Genomic DNA, 19,613 nt, shown 5'->3' on the forward strand with positions numbered 1-19,613 from the left:
TTTCGCAACACAGGTTTGACTCCGCGGCGGTGCGCCCCCGGAGCGAGATTTCCATATCCTTCCCAACTTAAAGACTAAGACTGTCATGAAAAAGACGAAAATTGTTTGTACTATCGGCCCGAAAACCGAATCCGAAGAGATGCTGAGCAAAATGCTGGATGCCGGCATGAACGTGATGCGTTTGAACTTCTCCCACGGCGACTATGCTGAACACGGTCAGCGTATTCAGAACTTGCGCAACGTGATGAGCAAGACCGGGAAAAAAGCGGCAATCCTGCTCGACACCAAAGGTCCTGAAATTCGCACCATCAAACTGGAAGGCGGTAACGACGTTTCCCTGAAAGCGGGCCAGACCTTCACCTTCACCACCGACAAATCCGTTGTAGGTAATAACGAAATCGTTGCCGTGACCTACGAAGGCTTCACCAGCGATCTGTCCGTTGGCAACACCGTGCTGGTAGATGACGGCCTGATCGGCATGGAAGTGACCGCGATTGAAGGTAACAAGGTTATCTGTAAAGTGCTGAACAACGGCGATCTGGGCGAAAACAAAGGCGTTAACCTGCCGGGTGTGTCCATTGCTCTGCCAGCGCTGGCTGAAAAAGACAAACAAGACCTGATCTTCGGCTGCGAACAAGGTGTGGACTTCGTTGCGGCGTCCTTCATCCGTAAACGTTCTGACGTGGTTGAGATCCGTGAGCACCTGAAAGCGCACGGCGGTGAGAACATTCAGATCATCTCCAAGATCGAAAACCAGGAAGGCCTGAACAACTTCGACGAAATCCTTGAAGCGTCTGACGGTATCATGGTTGCGCGTGGTGACCTGGGCGTTGAAATCCCGGTTGAAGAAGTGATCTTCGCGCAGAAGATGATGATCGAGAAATGCGTTCGCGCGCGTAAAGTGGTTATCACCGCAACGCAGATGCTGGACTCCATGATCAAAAACCCACGCCCTACCCGCGCTGAAGCCGGCGACGTGGCGAACGCCATCCTCGACGGTACCGATGCCGTTATGCTGTCTGGCGAATCTGCAAAAGGGAAATACCCTCTGGAAGCGGTCGGCATCATGGCGACCATCTGTGAGCGTACCGACCGCGTGATGAAAAGCCGTCTGGATTACAACAACGACAGCCGTAAACTGCGCATCACCGAAGCCGTGTGCCGTGGTGCGGTAGAAACCGCCGAGAAACTGGAAGCCCCACTGATTGTCGTGGCGACCCAGGGCGGTAAATCTGCGCGTGCCGTGCGTAAATACTTCCCGGATGCGACCATTCTGGCGCTGACCACCAACGAAACCACCGCGCGTCAGCTGGTGCTGAGCAAAGGCGTGATCCCACACCTGGTGAAAGAGATTGCCTCTACCGATGATTTCTATCGTCTGGGTAAAGAAGTGGCTCTGGAACTGGTTGATTGTGGCCTGGCTCAGAAAGGCGACGTGGTGGTTATGGTTTCTGGTGCACTGGTACCAAGCGGTACAACCAACACTGCATCTGTCCACGTACTGTAATATTTCACGAACAAATTATTGTTTTGTTAAAAAGCGTCCTTCGGGGCGCTTTTTTTATTCCCGCCATTAACCAGAACTATTCAAAAAGCAAATCGGGTTTTTCTATTTAATCGCGATTTATCTAAGATGAATCCGATGAAAAATGCCTTTTTTAACATAGCTTTTTCGTCAAAATTGCCGATTTCGTTGCTTCTTTGAGCGAACGATCAAAAATAGGCGTAATCCCATCAAAAAAATATTCTCAACCCAAAAAACTTTGTGTAATACTTGTAACGCTACATGGAGATTAACTCAATCTAGAGGGTATTAATAATGAATCGTACTAAACTGGTACTGGGCGCGGTAATCCTGGGTTCTACTCTGCTGGCAGGTTGCTCCAGCAACGCTAAAATCGATCAGCTGTCTTCTGACGTTCAGACTCTGAACGCTAAAGTTGACCAGCTGAGCAACGACGTGAACGCAATGCGTTCCGACGTTCAGGCTGCTAAAGACGACGCAGCTCGCGCTAACCAGCGTCTGGACAACCAGGCTACTAAATACCGTAAGTAATAGTACCTGTTAATAAAATGGCGCACATTGTGCGCCATTTTTTTTGCCTTCGTCAAACCTCTACTGAAGCGCTTTCTCTCCCTCGCCTTCCGTCACCGCCGCTGAGACACGACTGTTCTGAACCGACAGGACAGAATTGCTGGCTGACGAACCATTGCCTGCTGAAACGGCAACCGGGATCCCGGCTCTGCGCGCCAGAGCTTTGTCGATTAGCGTTTTATCGCTACCAGATTCCGCTGCGAAGGCGGTAAATGCCGCTGAGTGCGTGAACGGCACCGTCTGTGGGTTTTCGCCCTCAGCCTGCGCCAGCGGCCTGTGCACCTCGATATAACGTTTGCCGTCCGGCTCGACGGAGAACTTAACCGGCTCATTGATAATCTGCACCCGCGTGCCGACGCGCACTTGTTCAAACAACGCTTTGATATCCGGCGCGTTCATTCGCATACAGCCCGAGCTGACCCGCAGCCCTACGCTGTCCGGCGCGCTGGTGCCATGAATAAGATATTCCCCATTCCCGATGCCCAGACGCAGCGCAAAGCGCCCCAGCGGGTTATTTGGCCCTGCGGGTACCACAGGCGGCAGTTTAATGCCCTGCGCCAGTGAGCGCGCTCTGATGCCCGCTGTGGGGGTCCAGGTAGGGTTAGGGATTTTCTGACTCACACGGGTGGTGCTGACCGGTGTTTCCAGCCCAAGCTGACCAATACCCAGCGGATAGACCTGCACGATATTTTCGCCAGGCGGATAGAAGTAAAGACGCAGCTCCGCCAGATTCACCACAATGCCCTCACGCTCGGTGTCCGGGAGCAGCATCTGGGAAGGAATGGTAATAACCGTTCCTGGCGCAGGGTTAACCGGTGCAATGGTATTATTGGTTTCAAGGATAAGCTGTGCGGCGGTATTAAACCGACGAGCGATAGCCTGGAGCTTATTGTCGCCTTCCTGAATGGTGTATGTCTGATTTTGCCCAATCAGGCGGCTGCCTGCGGGCGGTAAAGGATAATCAACCGCCCTGGCTGAATTAACAGCACTGAGCGAACCAAGGAGTAATAGAGTTATTAGAGACGCGCGCTTCATGCTGAGATTCCTTATTCACTGACCAAACGTCAGAAAGCTGAAAAACCAGCGAGGTGGAAACCACCCCGCGAAACAGAATGAATGCTGTTCTGTCAGTTTAGCTAAGGATTGTGGCTTTGGCGCGTATGGCGCGGATCATCGCTTCCAGTCCCTGGGAGCGGGACGGGGTGAGGTGTTGGGTTAAGGCCATTTTTTCAAACCACGAGCGAACGTCAAAGGCGACAATATCCTGCGCCGACATCTGGTGATAAAGAATAAATACGACGGCAATAAGCCCCTTCACAATGGCGGCATCGCTGTCACCCTGTAAATCGATTACGCCATCCTCCGTCTGCTGCATCTGGATCCAGACCTGGCTCTGGCAGCCCTGAATGATGTTGTCCCGGTTATGCGCCTCTTCGCTGAGCGGCGGCAGGCGCTGACCTAGCTCGATAATATAAAGGTATTTCTCTTCCCAGTTTGCGCAACGCCCAAAGTTACGCAGCAATTTATCTCTGTCCGGCAAATCTGCCATCTCTCGCCTCTCCGTTAGCCAAGCAGCTGGTGAATACGTTTTAGTCCCGCCACCAGTCTGTCGACCTCTTCCGTTGTGTTGTACATCACCAGCGATGCGCGGCACATGGCCGGTACCTGATAATACGCCATCAGTGGCATCGCGCAGTGATGCCCGGTACGTACGGCGACGCCGTAATTATCCAGGAAACTGCCCACATCATAAGCGTGATGCTTGCCGAGGTTGAAGGCTATCACACCCAGACGGTCAGCAGGGCCATATAAGGTCAGATCCGGGACGCCGGCAAGCTCCTGCAAGGCATATTGCATCAGCAGCTGTTCGTACTCCTGAATCGCCGCCAGCCCCGTTTCAGAGACGTAGCTAATGGCCGCGCCCAGCCCGATGATCCCGCCCGTGTTTGGCGTGCCCGCCTCGAAGCGCCAGGGCGCCCGGGCGTAGGTTGTGCCTTCCGTCAGGCTGACGGTGGCAATCATTGACCCGCCCCCTTCCCACGGCGGCATGGCCTGGAGAATATCCTCCTTCACATACAACACGCCGATGCCCGTCGGACCATACAGCTTGTGCCCGGAGAAGACGTAGAATTCGCAGTCCAGGGCCTGAACGTCAACCGCATGGTGCATCACCGCCTGGGCGCCATCAATCAACACTTTCGCACCGGCCTGATGGGCTTTGTCGACGATCAGCGCCACCGGATTTTCCGTCCCCAGCACGTTTGAAACGTGGGTCACCGCTACCAGCCGCGTTCTGTCGTCAAGCAGGGCGTCCAGCTGTTCAAGCTGAAGCGTACCGTCTTCGTTTAGCGGGATCACCCGCAGTTGCGCCCCCATACGCTCACAGAGCATCTGCCAGGGCACGATGTTAGCGTGGTGCTCCATCTGGGTGATGATGATGTTATCCCCCGCGTGCACCTGCGCATTGCCCCAGCTGTTAGCCACCAGGTTGATCCCTTCGGTGGTGCCACGCACGAACACCAGCTCCTCCGGCGAACGCGCGTTGAGAAACGCCGCAACCTGCGTGCGCACGTTTTCCATGCGCTGGGTCGCCTCGGCGCTCAGGGTGTGGATCCCGCGATGGACCGCCGCATAACCGTGGCGGTAAAACTCGGCTTCCGCATCCACCACCTGATTCGGTTTTTGCGCGCTGGCCGCACTGTCGAGATAGGCCAGCGGCAGACCGTTCACTTCACGGGTCAGTACCGGAAAATCTGCCCGGACTTTCTCTATGGGAAATGTCATGCTTCGCCTCCAGGCAGCCGCTGACCGATACGGGCCAGCACCTGCTGTTTAAGTCCGCCATCGGGCAGCGCTTCCGTCAGCTCAGCCGCAAAGGCGTAAATAATCATCTTTTGCGCGGCCTGCTGGTCTATCCCGCGAGAGCGCAGGTAGAACATCTGCTCATCGTCAATACGCCCGACCGTTGCGCCGTGGCTGCATTTCACGTCGTCCGCATAGATTTCCAGCTGTGGTTTGGTGTCCACCTCTGCCAGACGTCCCAGCAAAAGGTTGTTGTTGGTCATCTGCCCGTCAGTTTTGATGGCGTGCTGCGCCACATTGATCAGGCCGTTAAACACCGCACGTCCTTTGTCGCTGACGATGGTTTTGTGCAGCTGACGGCTGTTGCAGTAGCCTTTGTTATGCTCAAGCCAGGTGCGCGTGTCGCATACTTCTGACTTCACCGGCATCGCCAGGCTGTTAATGCGCAGCGTAGTGTTCTCACCGTTCAGCTGGGTGCTAGTATTGTGGCGCAGCACCGCGCCGCCAAGCAGGAAGCTGTGGCTGTACGCCGCGGCATCCTGGCCCAGCAGAATATCGTTGTGGGCGAAGTGGTGACTGAGCGGATTCTCAAACGCCAGCTTGATATGGTGCAGCTGGGCGTTGGCCGCCACGTTCATCGTCAGACGCGAGCCGGTAAAATGGCGGGTGTCGTTCAGACTAACGTAATGCTCAATTACCGTCGCTTCTGCCCCTTCTGCCAGCTCGAGATGGTGGCGATAGTGGGCGGTGTTGATCTCGTCGCCCTCAACACCCTGGGTGATATGCATCAGCAGCAGCGGTTTCGCCGGGCGCTGGTTACGCTTAACGTGAATATGGGTGACAGACTGAGACAGGCTCTCTGTGAGGTGCAGAAAGACGTCAGGCTGGACCGGAGCACTCAACGACTGGCGCTCGTCGTTAATGGCGATATCGAACCCGCTCTCCTGTACGCTGTCGCTGAGTTCCTCACGAAACTGCCCGTCTACAAACACCAGACGCACGGCATCCACGCTCAGCGCCAGCACATCGCGCTGACCGGGGCTAACCTGCGCCAGACGGGTGACAAACTCGCCGTTCAGCAGGCCGTCCAGCGGGGTATATTTCCAGTTCTCATGCTTACGCGTCGGTAAACCGAGACGCAGCATCTGCTGGAGATGGTGCTGAGCCTGTTCAGAGCGCGCTCCACCCTGCGCTTCAAACAGCCGGTGCCACTGCTGGAGTGCATTACTGCTGTTCGGTAAGCCAGCCATAACCCTGCTCCTCCAGTTGTTTAACCAGCGTAAAGTCACCGGATTTCACAATGCGCCCCTGATAAAGCACGTGGACATAGTCCGGTTTGATGTAGTCCAGAATACGCTGGTAGTGAGTCACGATAATAAATGAGCGGTTACCGTCACGCAGAGAGTTTACGCCGTCGGCAACGATCTTCAGGGCATCAATATCCAGCCCTGAATCGGTTTCATCGAGAATGCACAACTCCGGCTCAAGAACCGCCATTTGCAGAATATCGTTACGTTTTTTCTCACCGCCGGAGAAACCCACGTTCACCGAGCGGGTGAGCAGATCTTCGGGCATTTTCAGCAGCTTGATTTTCTCTTCCATCAGATCCTGGAAGTCAAAGCGATCCAGCGCCTCAAGCCCGCGATACTTGCGCACCGCGTTCAGCGCGGTTTGCAGGAAGAACTGGTTGCTGACGCCCGGGATTTCCACCGGATACTGGAAGGCCATAAAGATGCCCTCACCGGCACGCTCTTCAGGCGACATCTCCAGCAGATCCTTGCCGTTAAACTCAACGGAGCCGCTGGTGACCTCATAATCTTCGCGTCCTGCCAGCGTCGCTGAAAGCGTACTTTTCCCGGAGCCGTTTGGCCCCATGATGGCGTGAACTTCACCCGGTTTGACGTCAAAATTGAGCCCACGCAGGATCTCTTTCTCTTCCACGCTAACCTGTAAATCTTTAATGCTTAACATGTGCTTTCCTTAACCGACGCTGTGTTCAAGACTAATGGCGAGGAGTTTCTGGGCTTCAACGGCAAATTCCAGCGGCAGTTCAGAGAACACGTCCTTACAGAAGCCGTTAACAATCATTGAAATCGCATCTTCTTCACTGATCCCGCGTTGCAGGCAGTAGAACAGCTGATCTTCACCGATACGTGACGTAGTCGCCTCATGCTCGAGCTGGGCGCTGTTATTGCGGCATTCGACATAGGGGAAGGTATGCGCCCCGCAGTCCGCACCAATCAGCATGGAGTCGCACTGGGTAAAGTTACGTGCGTTGGTGGCTGTCGGCATGATTTTCACCAGCCCGCGATAGCTGTTCTGGCTGTGACCGGCAGAGATCCCTTTGGAGATGATGGTCGATTTGGTGTTTTTACCGATGTGGATCATCTTGGTGCCGGTATCGGCCTGCTGATGACCGCTGGTCAGTGCCACGGAGTAAAACTCACCGATGGAGTTGTCGCCGCGCAGAATACAGCTCGGGTATTTCCAGGTAATGGCGGAGCCGGTTTCTGACTGCGTCCAGGACATCTTACTGTTTTCACCTTCGCACAGCGCACGCTTGGTGACGAAGTTCAGAATACCACCGGTGTTGCCATCGCCCGGGAACCAGTTCTGTACCGTAGAGTATTTCACTTCCGCGTCTTTATGGATGATCACCTCTACCACCGCCGCGTGCAGCTGGTAGCTGTCGCGCACCGGCGCCGAACAGCCTTCGATATAGCTGACGTAGCTGCCTTCATCGGCCACCAGGATGGTGCGTTCAAACTGGCCGGTTTTTTCCGCGTTGATGCGGAAATAGGTTGAGAGCTCCATCGGGCAGCGCACACCTTTAGGCACGTAGATAAAGGTGCCGTCTGACGCTACCGCCGCATTCAGTGCCGCGAAGAAGTTATCGTTACTGGGTACCACGGTGCCAATGTACTTTTTCACCAGCTCCGGGTGATCGTGAATGGCTTCCCCGAAGGAGCAGAAAATAATCCCCTGCTCCGCCAGTTTTTCACGGTAGGTGGTTGCCACCGAGACGGAGTCAAAAATGGCGTCTACCGCCACCTCTTTGCCTTCGCGCACGGGCACGCCGAGCTGATTGAACGCCTCTTCCACCTCTTTACTCAGGAAGCTGTTCTCGGCACCGGTTTGCTGTACCGCGCCGGGTTGCGAGGCACAGGTATCATCACAGCTGCCGCAGGAGGGCGCGGAGTAGTAGCTGTAATCCTGATAGTTCAGCTTATCGTAATGCGCTTTCAGCCAGTGGGGTTCTTCCATCTCCAGCCACGCGCGGAATGCGCTCAGACGAAACTCCAGCATCCACTCCGGCTCGTTACGTTTGGCCGAAATGGCGCGTACGACCTCTTCGTTGATGCCTTTCGCCAGCTCATCGGTTTGCAGCTGCGTGAAGAAACCCTCTTTATAGTTGAGGTGTCCGCCGCTCCAGGTGTTTACATCACTCGTTGCTTCAGTATTACGAGACATAGTACCGCCTATACCCCAAAGCTTTCGCCGCAGCCGCATTCGTTCTGGGCTTTCGGGTTATGAAATTTGAATAACTGGTTTAAACCTTCCCGAACGTAGTCGACTTCGGTTCCATCGATAAACGGCATAGCCTGTAGCGCGACGTATAACTTTGCACCGTCGGTTTCAAAGACCAGATCGTCCTTTTTGGGTTCGGTTACGGTATCCAGCACGTAGCCGAATCCTGCGCAGCCCGTCTGCTTAACGCCTAAGCGTACGCCGAGGATGTCGGGATTTTTTGCCACCAGCTCATGAATATGCTCCGCCGCCGCGGGCGTCAGCGTTAAGCCACGCCAGGCAAAATCGGCCGGATTGAAGGTTTCTGAATGCAGTTCCATAGGTCCACCTCATCTGATAAGCCACCAGGGCATAACACCATGTTAGTGATAACGATTATCACTTCAACCCCCTGCGAGCAGGGGCTTTGGGCTAAACCGCCCTTTTTGGCTACTTTCATTAAGCATAGACCCTGTGACGGGATGCGGATGGGTGGGTTAGTTTTGTTCAATGCATTGATAAATAATGCATTTCATAAGAAAGGCGGTAAGGTGGCGGGCAATAATAAAAATTGTATTGAAAATACCTATTTTTGAGATAGCTAAAGTACGCCCAGGCATCATATACATTTTTTACGTATGCCTCCCCCTTAAGCCAGGTTCTTTTTAATTCTTTTTTGCTTTACCTGGGCGCGCATAAAGACGTTTGATGGATAAGTTAACCATTATTTATCAGTCTGATAGTGGTTAAATTCCGATCATGATTAATTACATAAACTCGTCCCTTTTCGGCGTAATGTTTCCCTTGTTAACCATTTATTCAGTAAGGGATTAAATTATGTGGAGTGCCCATAAAGCCGCAGTTCATGCTCGCCAGCATGCAGGTCAGTATAGCCAGAAAAGATGTGCAGAATTTGTTTCAAAATCCATTCGCGCCGGCGGTGCTAATCTACAGAACACACATTATGCTAAGGATATGAAAAGCAATTTAATTCTGGCGGGCTTCCACCAGGTTTACGGTGAGCCTGTTGAGGGCGATGTGGCGGTGATCCAGCCCACAGCGCACCACCCCTATGGCCACGCTTGCATCTATGGTGGGAACGGCGTCTGGTACTCTGATTTTGTTCAGCGAACAATGTATCCGGGAAAAGAATACCGGGAAGTAAAGCCAGCATATGCAATTTACAGGCATGACTGACATGAAAAAAATAATTCTGGCGATCCTGCTTCTGCCCACTCTCGCATCAGCTGCACCGAAGTTACCCCCTGAGGTATCCGCTGCCCTTCAGTTTAATAAGTGGTACATCTCGCAAATTATTTCCGGGAAAGAGCCCCTGAAAAACTATGAAGCGCTGAGGCCATATGTGACCCGCGAAACCATCAGCAAACTCAAAGCCATGGATAAGCTGGATCCAGATGAATATGACGTGCCTGACGTCGATATGTTCATCAAGGCTCAGGGATATGAAGATGACTGGGACATCGTCAGTGCGCGGGCGCTGGATTACGATGCCGCCTGTATGCAGGTTTATATCTCATTCGGCAAAAAGCGGGATCACACCGTGATTGACTGCATGCTCAAGGAAGATGGCGTGTGGAAAGTTGAATCCGTGGCCAGTATGAATATTTCAGACAACCTGATGATGGAATAAACCGACGATATGACAGGGGTACTGATGCTATGCATCTTCGCGGATACCCCTGTCGTATCGCCAGAAAGCAAAAATCCCGCGCTGGCGGTTTACCGTTGGCCCCCTTAACATCAGTGATGGAACGAGACGGCGAAACCCTGTTCACGCCAGTGGTCGAGCTGCTCCTGTTGACGAGGCGTAGGTGCTTTACCGGTCCAGACGAAAATTTTTTGTCCAGGGAAAAGTTCCGGACGTGGAGAATCAATCGGTTCAGCCAGCACGTCGATATGCCAGCCCTTGTAGGCAAGACGGGCCGCTTCCAGCCACAAATGCGTACGGTCGTCGCACTCCCATCCAACCAGTAGCGCATCTTTACCTGCTTTTTTTCGTGATTCAACCAGGCTAGTAACGGCAAACTCAATCAGGACACCGTCGAGCAGGCTCGCCATATGACGCACCGTATTCTGATCCTGATTCATTCGCTGACGCACAGGGGTGATGATGTTATCTATAAGAACATCCATCGCATGGTCGCGGCGGAACTCACTGATTTTGGCGCGCAGTTTTGCCGGATTGGCATAGCGCAGAACGGTTAACATCTCTTCCTGAAACGATGCCCAGTTCCCATGCGTCATCACTTCTGTATTTTCAAGAAGCGCTTTTACTTTACCGACCGAAACACCCGTTTTCATCAGGCGTTTGATCTCTTCGATACGCAGGATATCTTCATCGTCAAACTGACGATGACCCCCTTCACTTCGCTGCGGCTTCAACAATCCATAACGGCGCTGCCAGGCACGCAGCGTAACGGGGTTGATACCGCATCGTTCGGCCACTTCGCCGATACTGTAATAGGCCATTAACTCCCTCACGCACAATACTTCCATACCTAACCAAACCAACCTTATCAGATTGTACAAATCATTTGTATAACTAACTCCTCGTTATGAGACAAGTGAATGGCTCAAAGAACCCCTCACTCGTTAATATATTGTTGTATAAATTTAGCCGTACGTACAGGTCACTTTTAACAGTTACGTACAGGTTTTTTATAAATCGTACTTTTTCTCGGGCCAGGCAATCGCCGGAATGCCCCCCAGACGCGGGCTGGCAAAAAGGTGGCCCTGGAACTGAGAAATCCCGGCGGATTCCAGCCACATCCACTCTTCAGCCAGCTCTACGCCAACCGCACAGAACAGAATTTCCAGGGACGCACAGCATTTAATGATCGACTGAATGATCGCCTGACGCGGGCCGCTCTTGTGCACGTTAGCAATCAAATCACGGTTGATCTTGATTCTGTCCGGCTGGAACTGAGCCAGCAGTTGCAGACCGGCGAATCCCGCGCCAAAGTGATCGATGGCCACGCTGATCCCGGCGCTTTTAAGCTGTCTGACCGCGCTGGTGAACTCTTCAAAGCGCGAGATGGCCTCGCTCTCGGTGAACTCGACTACAATTTGCTCCGGCACAAAACCGTTCGCCTCAATTGCCGTCAGTAAAAAATCGACGGCGCCAGGAACATTGACCAGCGTCATCGGCAGCAGATTAATGGACAACGTTTGAGTCTGTAGGCCCAGCGCGCTGGCCATCGACAAAGCCACCTGTTTACTCTTCAGATCCGATTCGTACAGCGCCTCACGCGACAGGTTGGCAAAATAGCTTTCCGGGGACTCACCGGACGGCGTGCGGATCAGGGCTTCCCAGGAAACAACCTGCTGCATAAACGGATCGACGATAGGTTGAAACGCGAAACTACAGTCCGCCCCCATTGCCACTACCGTCGGCTGGGAGGATAACGGCGTGTTTTCGATGACAAACTCCCAGGCGTCAGCAGGAGGCAGCTCAAAGTAGTTGGCTTTTTCAGTGGCCTCAACGAAGGTGCGGAAAAATTGCAGGGCGCGATCGTTATAGGTTAGCTGATAGCGGCTTGTGCCTTTATCAAGAACCTGTTGCAGCACTTCGTTGGTGTCGTACTGACGAAGGTCGAAGAGCTCCATACCCACATTGCCAAAACGTCTTGAAGGCCCGTGATCGCTCAACAATTCGACCACGTTGTGATGCCGTAGGTCACGGCAAATGAGCTCATAGATCTCCTTAACGTTATCAGCGGGCCCTTCAAGTAACTGAAAAAAGTGTGTGCCGTTAAACAGCAAAATCCCCGTCACATCGAACTGGCGATTTCTACAATTTGCAGCAGCGACCATGTCTTCCAGCGCTTTCACTGGAACGTCCTCGCAGATATGACTGCGGTAAATGATGGTTGTGAGCATGCTAATCCTGAAGATTGAGGGGGTGACCACGAAAACACGTGGGGAGAACTCTGTTATAGCACATTAATTTCCCAACAAATAATTTACATCTCAACAATTTACACGGCTTCTTTGCGCCTTTCCCAAGCTTGTACAACTCTGCGACGCCGCTTTGGATTGTACAATATATTTAGTGAATCACGCAGTAAAGTGTGTACACATAACACAATGATAAATAAACACTTTATAAAATATATTATAAAATATTTAAAAAATTGTACATTTTAAATGTACAGATTTGAAAATTATGTATACCTTAAATGTAACGTTACTGATTACAGAATTTTACAGGAGCGAAACATGCAGCAGAACGGATACGTCGCAGACTCAGCAACAGCGATTGCGCAGTACTTCGAAAAAGCCGCGCTTCCAACCCAACAGGAAACCCTGGGTCAGGTTGTTGTTGAAATCCTTAGCGATGGGCGGAATCTGAATCGCAAATCGCTCTGCACAAAACTGTTGAGTCGCCTTGAAAGGGCCAATGGTCCGGAAGAGGAACATCATTATCACCTGCTTCTTGGTCTGCTCTTCGAACGTTAATGTTATGAACAGCAGTGATGCGGACAGACTGATCGACCAGCTCATTGGAGAAGCCGCTCTTTCACTTTTGAAGGAGCGCGGTCCCGTGACGACCGAGGGATTGGTTCAGCGTCTGCGTAACATGCAAGCCTGTGAGACGGATCCCCAGCGGCGGGAGACATTAGCGAGGGTGATAGCTGAAATCAGCTCAGGCACGGTCGCTTTTAAAGGTCGCAGAACCGCACAAGGACGAATACAGAGAGAGGGATCTCTCAAAAATAATCGAGACAATGTAGTGCCGTTATTTGGAAATGGAAAACCGTCCGATCCCAAAAAGATGCATTGACTACAACTTTACAGCAACGGTGAGAACAAATGAGACAAAATATTCAGCTTCAACCCGAATACCACTCCGCCTTTTTAGATAGCGCGTTGTCGGAGTATTTCCGTCACGCAGGCGATCGCTTTGCTGAAGAGTCTGCTATTTTTTCGACTGCGGTTCGTTGTGTTCTCGCTTCTGAAGGTCATCTGACCAACAAAGCGATCATTCTCTGGCTGATCCAGACGCTGGAAACCACCGACGATGTCGTTAAGGCGGATGTGATCCGCAAGACGCTGGAAATTGTTGTCGGTTATACTATGGACGATCTTTAATTTTCTCTCTTTGTCCCTGATTCCATATCCTGAAGGCTCGCAGAGCGAGCCTCTTATCCGTAATGCTCTAGCCAATAAGCAGCAGACAAGACAAATCGTCGCCGCCGTTGATTTTATCAATCGCGTTATCCAGTCGCGCATCAATGCTTGAGTTATGCATCGTCTTTTCTGAGAAACCTGCGATAGTTTTCATTAGGGTATGCGGATGAATCTCTTCCTGACTCGCCTTCACGCTCAGGAATATTTTCAGATAGAAAAAATCCAGAACAATGCGATAAAACTGACGCAGGATGGTGGCACGCGTATTGCCAGGGAAGTAACTGCTATATAATTTGTATAAAAGGTAGTTCCGTAAAACATGCGGTTCGGATAAACAGCTATCTTCACAAAGCGAATGCCATTGCTGAGTGAGGGCGTCAAATTTTTTATCCAGTTCCAAAGGGTCATGATGCTGATTGAAATCCAGATAGTCCGCAATAGCTCTATGTCCACTTAGAATGATTTCTTCCCTCGCAGAAAAGCGAGCAACAGTAGACCCCATGACAGATAACGCCAGATACTTCATGGCGTTTGAACGACCTATATTAGTTGTCTTTAACAGAGAATGACCATTTCTCAGATCGGCCATCAGCATTTCATAATAGTTTTCTACCTGGTTAAGCTTATTATGCAGATCAAAATCAACATGTTGCAGGCATACAATAAAATGAGCCAACGCCATCAAGTTTTCTTCAACGTTACGTGACGGAGACCGAATGATATTCCAGGCAAACAGGTGGATAACCCGATCGACTTCAGACATAGACTGACGACGACCTATAAGGTTGGTTTTGTATACTGCCCGTAACGATTCCTCCTCCTGGAGGAGCATGGCATCAGGGTCGAAAAGCACTAACCTGGCCACCTCCAGGCATGAAAGCGTCATTGTATGCCGGGTTTCTTCTTCGTAACGCGTTGAACCGCGCGGATAGGTGCTACAGATATGGGACAGCGCGCTTTCACCTAACTCGCGATGTATCAGGCAAAGTTTATCTTCGTCGATAAATGGACAATTGCCTTCCTCATTTAACTTCACTCTTGAGTAACTGTTTTTCCCCTTCTGCAGTGGAATAAGGTTCTCTTTTGCAAGACGAGAGATTTCCGTATTCGTTGAGGAAATATACTTCCCATGTGTTTTCTTATCGATGGAAATAGTCCATCCACGACAACAGGACATTAAGCACTCCGGCCCAACACACTGAAAATTTCTCACGAAAATCGGCTTGATGGTTTTATGAACTTGCATAGCGAATTAATCTTCATCTAAAGCAAATGAAAATACCATTGTTCTGCCCACATTCGATAGCCACATAACTCAGCAAAAGCGTAGGCTATTCGGAAATTACCCCATCAGGCCTGGTTATTTTCAAGGTAATCGCGAAGCAGGTTCGGACGGCTCTTTTTCTCCATCAGCCTTCTCAACAGTACGATCAGCTCGTAATCGCTTCGCAGATTAAATTTTTGCATCAGCATATATTTATGGGTAAAGACCGTTTTCTGGCTCATCTCCAGCGCCTGAGCGGTCTGTACTACCGACAGCCCTCGGTAAAAATTGACCAGAATACGAATTTGTTGCCGGGATAACCCTTTATGCTGGCAGTCGAAGCAGTTATGTTTAGTCCATGTGTAACCCGGTAATTGCGTCCTGAACCACGCGATAAACAGTACGCCACTGATACGATCAAGCGATGCACGGCGAGGGAGAAAAATAATGTCCTGAAAGCAGGAGGGCAACGCCGAAAAGCGCAGTTCATCGTCGACAAACCCTAGCACAATCCCTTTTTGCCGGGCGAGTAACTCGGGAAAACAGGTCAGTGTTTCACCCTGGCATAATGACAGGACAATAATATCGGCCTGACTGACGTTTTCATGGGTCAGCGCCAGGTTAAATGTGATGGCACGATGAAAGTTATGTTTAAAAAAATCCTCGAAAAATTCATGTAGCCCAGCCTGAAAAAATAGATCGGTTTCCTGAATCAGAATATTTAACATAGCTCATACCAACGTCTTTAAAAAAGGCATATCACCGGCGCTCAGTTGTACTGCATCGTCATCACCACAACTGCACTGATGCTTCCCGGCGTGACGCCACCCGTCACGGATTTAACCGAGGCCTGCATAGCCATTGTCGCGGTTCTGTCGGCACCAATAGTTTGAGTCATGCCAGAGCCTGTTCCTTTAAGCGTACCCGTTTGGGCATCGCGCATGGCTATCGCCACGTGCGTGGCCGAACCGCTGTTCATAAAATAGTCCGCGCCCGCCGCGGGATCGGGGCTGCCGGTAAAAGAGACGGTCACACTTTGCGTTCCCGTTGGGCACTGGGTGAACAGCAGACTAAATGGCACCGGATCCGATGTTGAGCCCGGCGTCGCCATATTGGTTGCCTCTATATTGCCCAGATTGACATCGAGGCTGTTACTCCCGCCATTAAATATGCACGGCGACGCAACGATATTTCCCTTCACACCGATGTTGACGCTATCAGCGGTGAAAGCCTTCCCGCTGAGTAAAGCCAGTAACAGCAGTGTCCCGTATATTATTTTCATCTTCGTACCTGCTACTGATAGGTCAAATTAAGGGTGGCGGAGGCATTTGCTGAACCTGACTCCACGCGGTTCAACGTCTGGTAATATCGGGCCGTTAACGGCAATGTCTCTTGCCCGCCGGCAGACTGCCGCAAGAATAGTCGGCTGTTCATCACCAGCGGCGCACCGTTATAGATAAGCTGCACCCCAACCCCTTTTGCGGTGCCGGCATTTCCCTGCCCGGTTAAGGCCATCACGCTGGTATTGGCGCTGTCCGGATTCTGTATTCCACTGAGCGAGACCGTAATATTGGTTCCGGCGGCGCAGGTTAAGCCCAGGTTTTGCGTGTTCTGTGCTCCCGCTGGCGTGGTGCCCACCACGGTGCCGAACGCCGAGGCGGGGATATCCCCGATCGGAAACGTCAGCTGTGACGTATTCACCGTGCACGCCATGGCATTAATGGTTCCGGCGGTGAGCTGCGTGGTCAGGCCGTCACGATAGATGCCGTCGCTCCCCTGAAGCGTCACGACGCCGATCGCCCCCGGGGTTAACGCCCCCGATGAGACCGGGCCAGTCACCACCAGCTCAATCCTCCCGCCATACCAGTCGACATAGGAGGTCTGCGCATTGTACGAGAACGTATTGCTCGGGTTTTCAAAATAGGCGTTGGAGGAAAAGCGTATGCCTATCCCGCTGACGTTAGTGTTGTAAACATGATTGCCGTAGCTGCTCAACGTGGCGCTGTTGTAGCGCATGCTGAATCCCAGCATCAGCGGATTAGCACATCCAGTAAGATAGGAACCGGTGGCTGTCGCCGCGCCGGAAAAGACCACCGTGCCGACAGGCGCATCACGCTGCACGTTAATCGTCCCCACGGACAGGGTTGACAGCTGCGGCGTGATGGTGGTGCACGTACCGGCACGGGCGAGGTTTCCCGCCGCGAGCAAACAGAGAAGCAAAATCACGATAAGCCATTTCATGTTAACGTTCCTGACGGCAGGAGGCGCGCATGTCAGCGATCCCACCGAATGTTGAGTGTGTCGGCAGGCTGAAATCAGCGCGGCATTGCTGGCTGGGCTGACTCCCCCATGTTGCGACTAACGTCCCCTCCTCGCGCATACCGGTTAAATAAACCTGGCCGCGATCGCCCACAATAAAACTGCTGCTCTCATCACCGACAAGGGTGACCACCGCCCCAAACGGAACGGCGCGTTCGTTGTCGGTCAAGGTCATCAGCACCCGGCGACCTGACTTCGGCAAATAATCGGCTCTCACCACCGCTCCCCGCGTCGGCGTCACCGTGCGGGTGTTGATCTCCAGTTCGACATCCTCCGGCATATTTTCCGGATCGAGAGTGAGATCGTTTTTTCGGTAGACCGAAAGGTTGCTCACGACCGTATAACCGCGAACATCTGTCCGTACACCGGGCTGATTGCAGATATCCACGCCGTGGGCGCCAGGCGCTTTAATTAAGGCGTTGGTCTCCCCCAGCGGCTGAGAAAGCGTGATGCCATCAGCATGGGCGAGAATGCCGCCTTGTAGCCCGTAATTCAGGCGTTCACTGTTTTTGTCATAACCATACCCCGCCGTGGCTTCGCCATAGGTGCCTCTGTAGTCCGCGTTAACGCTGCCGGTATAGCCCACGCCCTCTGTGCCGTATCCCTGCTGCACGTTCCAGTTCAGGGCTCGGTTTTCGAGAGCCACCCCGTTCAGACCGATGCTGTGTGTCATCCCGTTATTCCTGCTGGCGTTCATGCCATAGTTCGCCCATGTCTGCGGCAAAAATTTATCCAGCGGAATGCTGATGTTGAACGCCAGAAGCTGGTCGTGATCAGCGTTTTTTTGGTTGTCGCGGGTTTCTGACGCTGAGCGGACATTTTTGCTGTAGGTCCATGTCAGGCCATAGCTGATGTTGTGCCAGTAGTTGCTATAGCCGACGCTCCACGAAGCCATCGACTTACCGTCATTCCAGTAATCTTCCTGCGCCGCACTGAGGGTAAGCGCGCCCAGGTTGTCCCCCAGCGTCTGGCTCATCGTCAGCTCGGCACGGTTACGTCGCCTGTCCTGAAGCGCGCTGCTGTCGCCGTACGAATCGAGGACCTCCTGCATCCCGTAATAGCCGCGGGTCGAGTAGCGATACCCGGCAATCGAAAAGTTCGTCCCGGTATTAATAAAATTCTTGCTGTATCGGGCCCGCCACGACTGACCGCTTGTTTTCGCGGCATGCTCCGGCGTTGACCAGCCCTGGGTGAGGTCTGCGGATATCGCCCCGAAATCGCCCATGTTCTTGCCCACCCCCAGAGCCGCCGACTGGTACTTATCTGCCCCCTGAACGCCTCCATAGAGCGTGAGGCCGTAAGGGAGGCCGTAGATTCCGGTCAGTTGCCCGAAGGGGGTTTTCTCCACGCTACGGTTATACGATCGATACTGCCCGGCGGTAAGGGCATATTTCAGGCGCCCCTCCCGTTGCAGGACCGGCAGCGAAGCGTACGGCAGGGTGAAATGTTGCTCACTGCCATCAGCTTCGACGATCGTGACATCAAGATCGCCCGCGCCGCCGGTGGGATACATATCCGCGATCTCAAACGCGCCCGGCGCCACATAGCTTTGGTAGATTTGATAGCCATTCTGACGCACCACGACCTGCGCGTTAGTTCGCGCAATACCGCGCACCACCGGCGCATAGCCTTTCAGGGAATCCGGTAACATATCGTCGTCGGACGCCAGCTGGACGCCGCGAAAAGGCATGCTGTCAAAGACATCGGCAGGGGCGGAACTGTCTCCGAGCGTAAGCTGGGCTTGCAGGGGAATAATCGCGCGCTGCATCAAGGTATAGACATTGTCCCACTTATCCTGGCCGGACGCATCGCGGGACCAGGTGGTGTAGTTGCGTAACCGCCAGGGACCGACGTTGATCCCCGGTCGCAGGTTTGCATACTGACTGTCGCTGCGGGTGCCTGCCCCGCTTCTTGCCCGGCTGTTCGCGCCGCTCAGGCTGTAGTTGAGCATAGCCGCGGTAATGCCTTCATCCCACATCTCCGGCGGAACGTAACCTCTCGCTGGCAGATCTATGGCCGCCTGTGGGATGCTGATTGCCAGACGCTGGGCGCCAAACTGGAAGTCCGCGCTGGCCTGTGGAATCGCCTTGAGATCGGCGCATTCTCCTTGCCCGGCGTCGAGCTGCGGGAAAAGCGCCGTTTTCACGCCCCACGCTTTTAACTGCCTGATACTCAGGCACGGCTGCAACGTTTCACTGCCGTTAGCATCCTTCACTGCCATGAAACGAATATCCCGCGTTTCCAGCAGCCGCTCGTCAAGAATAATATCCACGTGGTACGTCCCGGGCGCCTGCGAGCCGGATTCAAAGGCAGATAAATCCGCTTTTCCCATTCCGGGATTATCCAGTTCTACCAGTTCCGTATTAAACGTCTCACTGGCCCACAGTGTGGGAGAGAAACCCGCAAGCGCGAGGGCAATGAATATTGCCAGGCGCGCAGGCTGCACTGTATTAAATGCCGTTGTCATGACGAGCA

The 19,613-nt window shown here is 52.8% G+C and carries 21 protein-coding genes; 7 read left to right on the plus strand and 14 right to left on the minus strand.

The annotated features are described in order from the left end of the window. Positions 1 to 85 precede the first annotated feature (85 nt). Positions 86 to 1,507 carry a pyruvate kinase PykF gene (gene pykF, locus IM282_RS04170; protein ID WP_015570703.1) on the plus strand — a complete coding sequence of 474 codons (1,422 nt, stop codon included), beginning with the start codon at positions 86 to 88 and terminating at the stop codon, positions 1,505 to 1,507. Positions 1,508 to 1,819: 312 nt separating this feature from the next. Then, positions 1,820 to 2,056 carry a murein lipoprotein Lpp gene (gene lpp / locus IM282_RS04175; protein ID WP_001082307.1) on the plus strand — a complete coding sequence of 79 codons (237 nt, stop codon included), beginning with the start codon at positions 1,820 to 1,822 and terminating at the stop codon, positions 2,054 to 2,056. A 60-nt stretch (positions 2,057 to 2,116) separates the two neighbouring features. Here the strand turns inward: lpp and IM282_RS04180 are convergent, their stop codons facing one another. From IM282_RS04180 to sufA, 7 genes are all read right to left on the minus strand, one after another. Beyond that, positions 2,117 to 3,130, minus strand: a complete 1,014-nt coding sequence (locus IM282_RS04180) for a L,D-transpeptidase family protein (protein ID WP_038415919.1) — start codon at positions 3,128 to 3,130, stop codon at positions 2,117 to 2,119. 97 nt (positions 3,131 to 3,227) lie between these two features. After that, the gene (gene sufE, locus IM282_RS04185; protein ID WP_046620258.1) at positions 3,228 to 3,644 is read right to left on the minus strand and encodes a cysteine desulfuration protein SufE; all 417 of its coding nucleotides are present in this window, start codon (positions 3,642 to 3,644) and stop codon (positions 3,228 to 3,230) included. Between the two features lie 14 nt (positions 3,645 to 3,658). Next, positions 3,659 to 4,879 carry a cysteine desulfurase SufS gene (gene sufS, locus IM282_RS04190; protein WP_192970170.1) on the minus strand — a complete coding sequence of 407 codons (1,221 nt, stop codon included), beginning with the start codon at positions 4,877 to 4,879 and terminating at the stop codon, positions 3,659 to 3,661. Further along, a complete protein-coding gene (sufD, locus tag IM282_RS04195; protein WP_058647191.1) occupies positions 4,876 to 6,147 on the minus strand; it encodes a Fe-S cluster assembly protein SufD in 1,272 nt (423 codons plus the stop codon). Before sufD ends, sufS begins: the two co-directional genes overlap by 4 nt. Further along, positions 6,122 to 6,868 (minus strand): Fe-S cluster assembly ATPase SufC, encoded by a 747-nt coding sequence (gene sufC / locus IM282_RS04200; RefSeq protein ID WP_022647874.1) that lies wholly within the window; start codon positions 6,866 to 6,868, stop codon positions 6,122 to 6,124. The genes sufD and sufC overlap by 26 nt, the downstream gene beginning before the upstream one ends. Positions 6,869 to 6,877: 9 nt before the next feature. After that, positions 6,878 to 8,368 (minus strand): Fe-S cluster assembly protein SufB, encoded by a 1,491-nt coding sequence (gene sufB / locus IM282_RS04205; RefSeq protein WP_003857739.1) that lies wholly within the window; start codon positions 8,366 to 8,368, stop codon positions 6,878 to 6,880. 8 nt (positions 8,369 to 8,376) lie between these two features. Next, entirely contained in the window at positions 8,377 to 8,745 is a 369-nt protein-coding gene (gene sufA, locus IM282_RS04210; protein WP_161177336.1) for a Fe-S cluster assembly scaffold SufA, read from the minus strand. Positions 8,746 to 9,241: 496 nt separating this feature from the next. Between sufA and IM282_RS04215 the strand changes: the two genes are divergently transcribed. Both IM282_RS04215 and IM282_RS04220 read left to right on the plus strand, forming a co-directional pair. Further along, complete coding sequence (locus tag IM282_RS04215; protein WP_023305987.1) at positions 9,242 to 9,601, plus strand: hypothetical protein; 360 nt, start codon at positions 9,242 to 9,244, stop codon at positions 9,599 to 9,601. A 1-nt stretch (position 9,602) separates the two neighbouring features. After that, positions 9,603 to 10,055 carry a DUF3828 domain-containing protein gene (locus tag IM282_RS04220; RefSeq protein WP_192970171.1) on the plus strand — a complete coding sequence of 151 codons (453 nt, stop codon included), beginning with the start codon at positions 9,603 to 9,605 and terminating at the stop codon, positions 10,053 to 10,055. A gap of 110 nt (positions 10,056 to 10,165) precedes the next feature. On the opposite strand, the gene IM282_RS04225 is transcribed toward IM282_RS04220, so the two are convergent. Next, positions 10,166 to 10,894, minus strand: a complete 729-nt coding sequence (locus IM282_RS04225; RefSeq protein WP_023299929.1) for a MerR family transcriptional regulator — start codon at positions 10,892 to 10,894, stop codon at positions 10,166 to 10,168. Positions 10,895 to 11,083: 189 nt separating this feature from the next. Further along, positions 11,084 to 12,304 (minus strand): diguanylate phosphodiesterase, encoded by a 1,221-nt coding sequence (locus tag IM282_RS04230; protein ID WP_180256699.1) that lies wholly within the window; start codon positions 12,302 to 12,304, stop codon positions 11,084 to 11,086. A gap of 339 nt (positions 12,305 to 12,643) precedes the next feature. Between IM282_RS04230 and ycgZ the strand changes: the two genes are divergently transcribed. The 3 genes from ycgZ to IM282_RS04245 are packed head-to-tail and all read left to right on the plus strand — an operon-like array spanning position 12,644 to position 13,516. Next, complete coding sequence (gene ycgZ, locus IM282_RS04235) at positions 12,644 to 12,883, plus strand: regulatory protein YcgZ (protein ID WP_022647869.1); 240 nt, start codon at positions 12,644 to 12,646, stop codon at positions 12,881 to 12,883. Positions 12,884 to 12,887: 4 nt separating this feature from the next. Then, positions 12,888 to 13,208 carry a hypothetical protein gene (locus IM282_RS04240; RefSeq protein WP_045309075.1) on the plus strand — a complete coding sequence of 107 codons (321 nt, stop codon included), beginning with the start codon at positions 12,888 to 12,890 and terminating at the stop codon, positions 13,206 to 13,208. A 29-nt stretch (positions 13,209 to 13,237) separates the two neighbouring features. Beyond that, positions 13,238 to 13,516: a biofilm/acid-resistance regulator YmgB/AriR gene (locus IM282_RS04245; protein ID WP_022647868.1), complete on the plus strand. Its 279-nt coding sequence runs from the start codon at positions 13,238 to 13,240 to the stop codon at positions 13,514 to 13,516. Between the two features lie 67 nt (positions 13,517 to 13,583). Here IM282_RS04245 and fliB read toward each other — a convergent pair whose 3' ends face one another. From fliB to IM282_RS04270, 5 genes are all read right to left on the minus strand, one after another. Continuing rightward, a complete protein-coding gene (fliB, locus tag IM282_RS04250) occupies positions 13,584 to 14,801 on the minus strand; it encodes a flagellin lysine-N-methylase (RefSeq protein WP_192970172.1) in 1,218 nt (405 codons plus the stop codon). Positions 14,802 to 14,905: 104 nt separating this feature from the next. Further along, on the minus strand, positions 14,906 to 15,547 hold the full coding sequence (locus IM282_RS04255) for a LuxR C-terminal-related transcriptional regulator (RefSeq protein WP_058647194.1): 642 nt from the start codon (positions 15,545 to 15,547) through the stop codon (positions 14,906 to 14,908). 41 nt (positions 15,548 to 15,588) lie between these two features. Then, a complete protein-coding gene (locus IM282_RS04260; protein ID WP_192970173.1) occupies positions 15,589 to 16,101 on the minus strand; it encodes a fimbrial protein in 513 nt (170 codons plus the stop codon). Between the two features lie 11 nt (positions 16,102 to 16,112). Continuing rightward, positions 16,113 to 17,060, minus strand: coding sequence for a fimbrial protein (locus tag IM282_RS04265; RefSeq protein WP_058677986.1), 948 nt, complete (start codon positions 17,058 to 17,060; stop codon positions 16,113 to 16,115). 1 nt (position 17,061) lies between these two features. Next, positions 17,062 to 19,605, minus strand: coding sequence for a fimbria/pilus outer membrane usher protein (locus IM282_RS04270; protein WP_192970174.1), 2,544 nt, complete (start codon positions 19,603 to 19,605; stop codon positions 17,062 to 17,064). Positions 19,606 to 19,613 lie beyond the last annotated feature (8 nt).

The sequence above is a fragment of the Enterobacter cloacae complex sp. P29RS genome, from assembly GCF_014893445.1.
GTDB lineage: Bacteria > Pseudomonadota > Gammaproteobacteria > Enterobacterales > Enterobacteriaceae > Enterobacter > Enterobacter intestinihominis.

Excerpts from the sequence above, each read along its gene's own strand:
- pykF (WP_015570703.1), top strand. The coding sequence starts at position 86 with ATGAAAAAGACGAAAATTGTTTGTACTATCGGCCCGAAAACCGAATCC.
- lpp (WP_001082307.1), top strand. The coding sequence starts at position 1,820 with ATGAATCGTACTAAACTGGTACTGGGCGCGGTAATCCTGGGTTCTACT.
- IM282_RS04180 (WP_038415919.1), bottom strand. The coding sequence starts at position 3,130 with ATGAAGCGCGCGTCTCTAATAACTCTATTACTCCTTGGTTCGCTCAGT.
- sufE (WP_046620258.1), bottom strand. The coding sequence starts at position 3,644 with ATGGCAGATTTGCCGGACAGAGATAAATTGCTGCGTAACTTTGGGCGT.
- sufS (WP_192970170.1), bottom strand. The coding sequence starts at position 4,879 with ATGACATTTCCCATAGAGAAAGTCCGGGCAGATTTTCCGGTACTGACC.
- sufD (WP_058647191.1), bottom strand. The coding sequence starts at position 6,147 with ATGGCTGGCTTACCGAACAGCAGTAATGCACTCCAGCAGTGGCACCGG.
- sufC (WP_022647874.1), bottom strand. The coding sequence starts at position 6,868 with ATGTTAAGCATTAAAGATTTACAGGTTAGCGTGGAAGAGAAAGAGATC.
- sufB (WP_003857739.1), bottom strand. The coding sequence starts at position 8,368 with ATGTCTCGTAATACTGAAGCAACGAGTGATGTAAACACCTGGAGCGGC.
- sufA (WP_161177336.1), bottom strand. The coding sequence starts at position 8,745 with ATGGAACTGCATTCAGAAACCTTCAATCCGGCCGATTTTGCCTGGCGT.
- IM282_RS04215 (WP_023305987.1), top strand. The coding sequence starts at position 9,242 with ATGTGGAGTGCCCATAAAGCCGCAGTTCATGCTCGCCAGCATGCAGGT.
- IM282_RS04220 (WP_192970171.1), top strand. The coding sequence starts at position 9,603 with ATGAAAAAAATAATTCTGGCGATCCTGCTTCTGCCCACTCTCGCATCA.
- IM282_RS04225 (WP_023299929.1), bottom strand. The coding sequence starts at position 10,894 with ATGGCCTATTACAGTATCGGCGAAGTGGCCGAACGATGCGGTATCAAC.
- IM282_RS04230 (WP_180256699.1), bottom strand. The coding sequence starts at position 12,304 with ATGCTCACAACCATCATTTACCGCAGTCATATCTGCGAGGACGTTCCA.
- ycgZ (WP_022647869.1), top strand. The coding sequence starts at position 12,644 with ATGCAGCAGAACGGATACGTCGCAGACTCAGCAACAGCGATTGCGCAG.
- IM282_RS04240 (WP_045309075.1), top strand. The coding sequence starts at position 12,888 with ATGAACAGCAGTGATGCGGACAGACTGATCGACCAGCTCATTGGAGAA.
- IM282_RS04245 (WP_022647868.1), top strand. The coding sequence starts at position 13,238 with ATGAGACAAAATATTCAGCTTCAACCCGAATACCACTCCGCCTTTTTA.
- fliB (WP_192970172.1), bottom strand. The coding sequence starts at position 14,801 with ATGCAAGTTCATAAAACCATCAAGCCGATTTTCGTGAGAAATTTTCAG.
- IM282_RS04255 (WP_058647194.1), bottom strand. The coding sequence starts at position 15,547 with ATGTTAAATATTCTGATTCAGGAAACCGATCTATTTTTTCAGGCTGGG.
- IM282_RS04260 (WP_192970173.1), bottom strand. The coding sequence starts at position 16,101 with ATGAAAATAATATACGGGACACTGCTGTTACTGGCTTTACTCAGCGGG.
- IM282_RS04265 (WP_058677986.1), bottom strand. The coding sequence starts at position 17,060 with ATGAAATGGCTTATCGTGATTTTGCTTCTCTGTTTGCTCGCGGCGGGA.
- IM282_RS04270 (WP_192970174.1), bottom strand. The coding sequence starts at position 19,605 with ATGACAACGGCATTTAATACAGTGCAGCCTGCGCGCCTGGCAATATTC.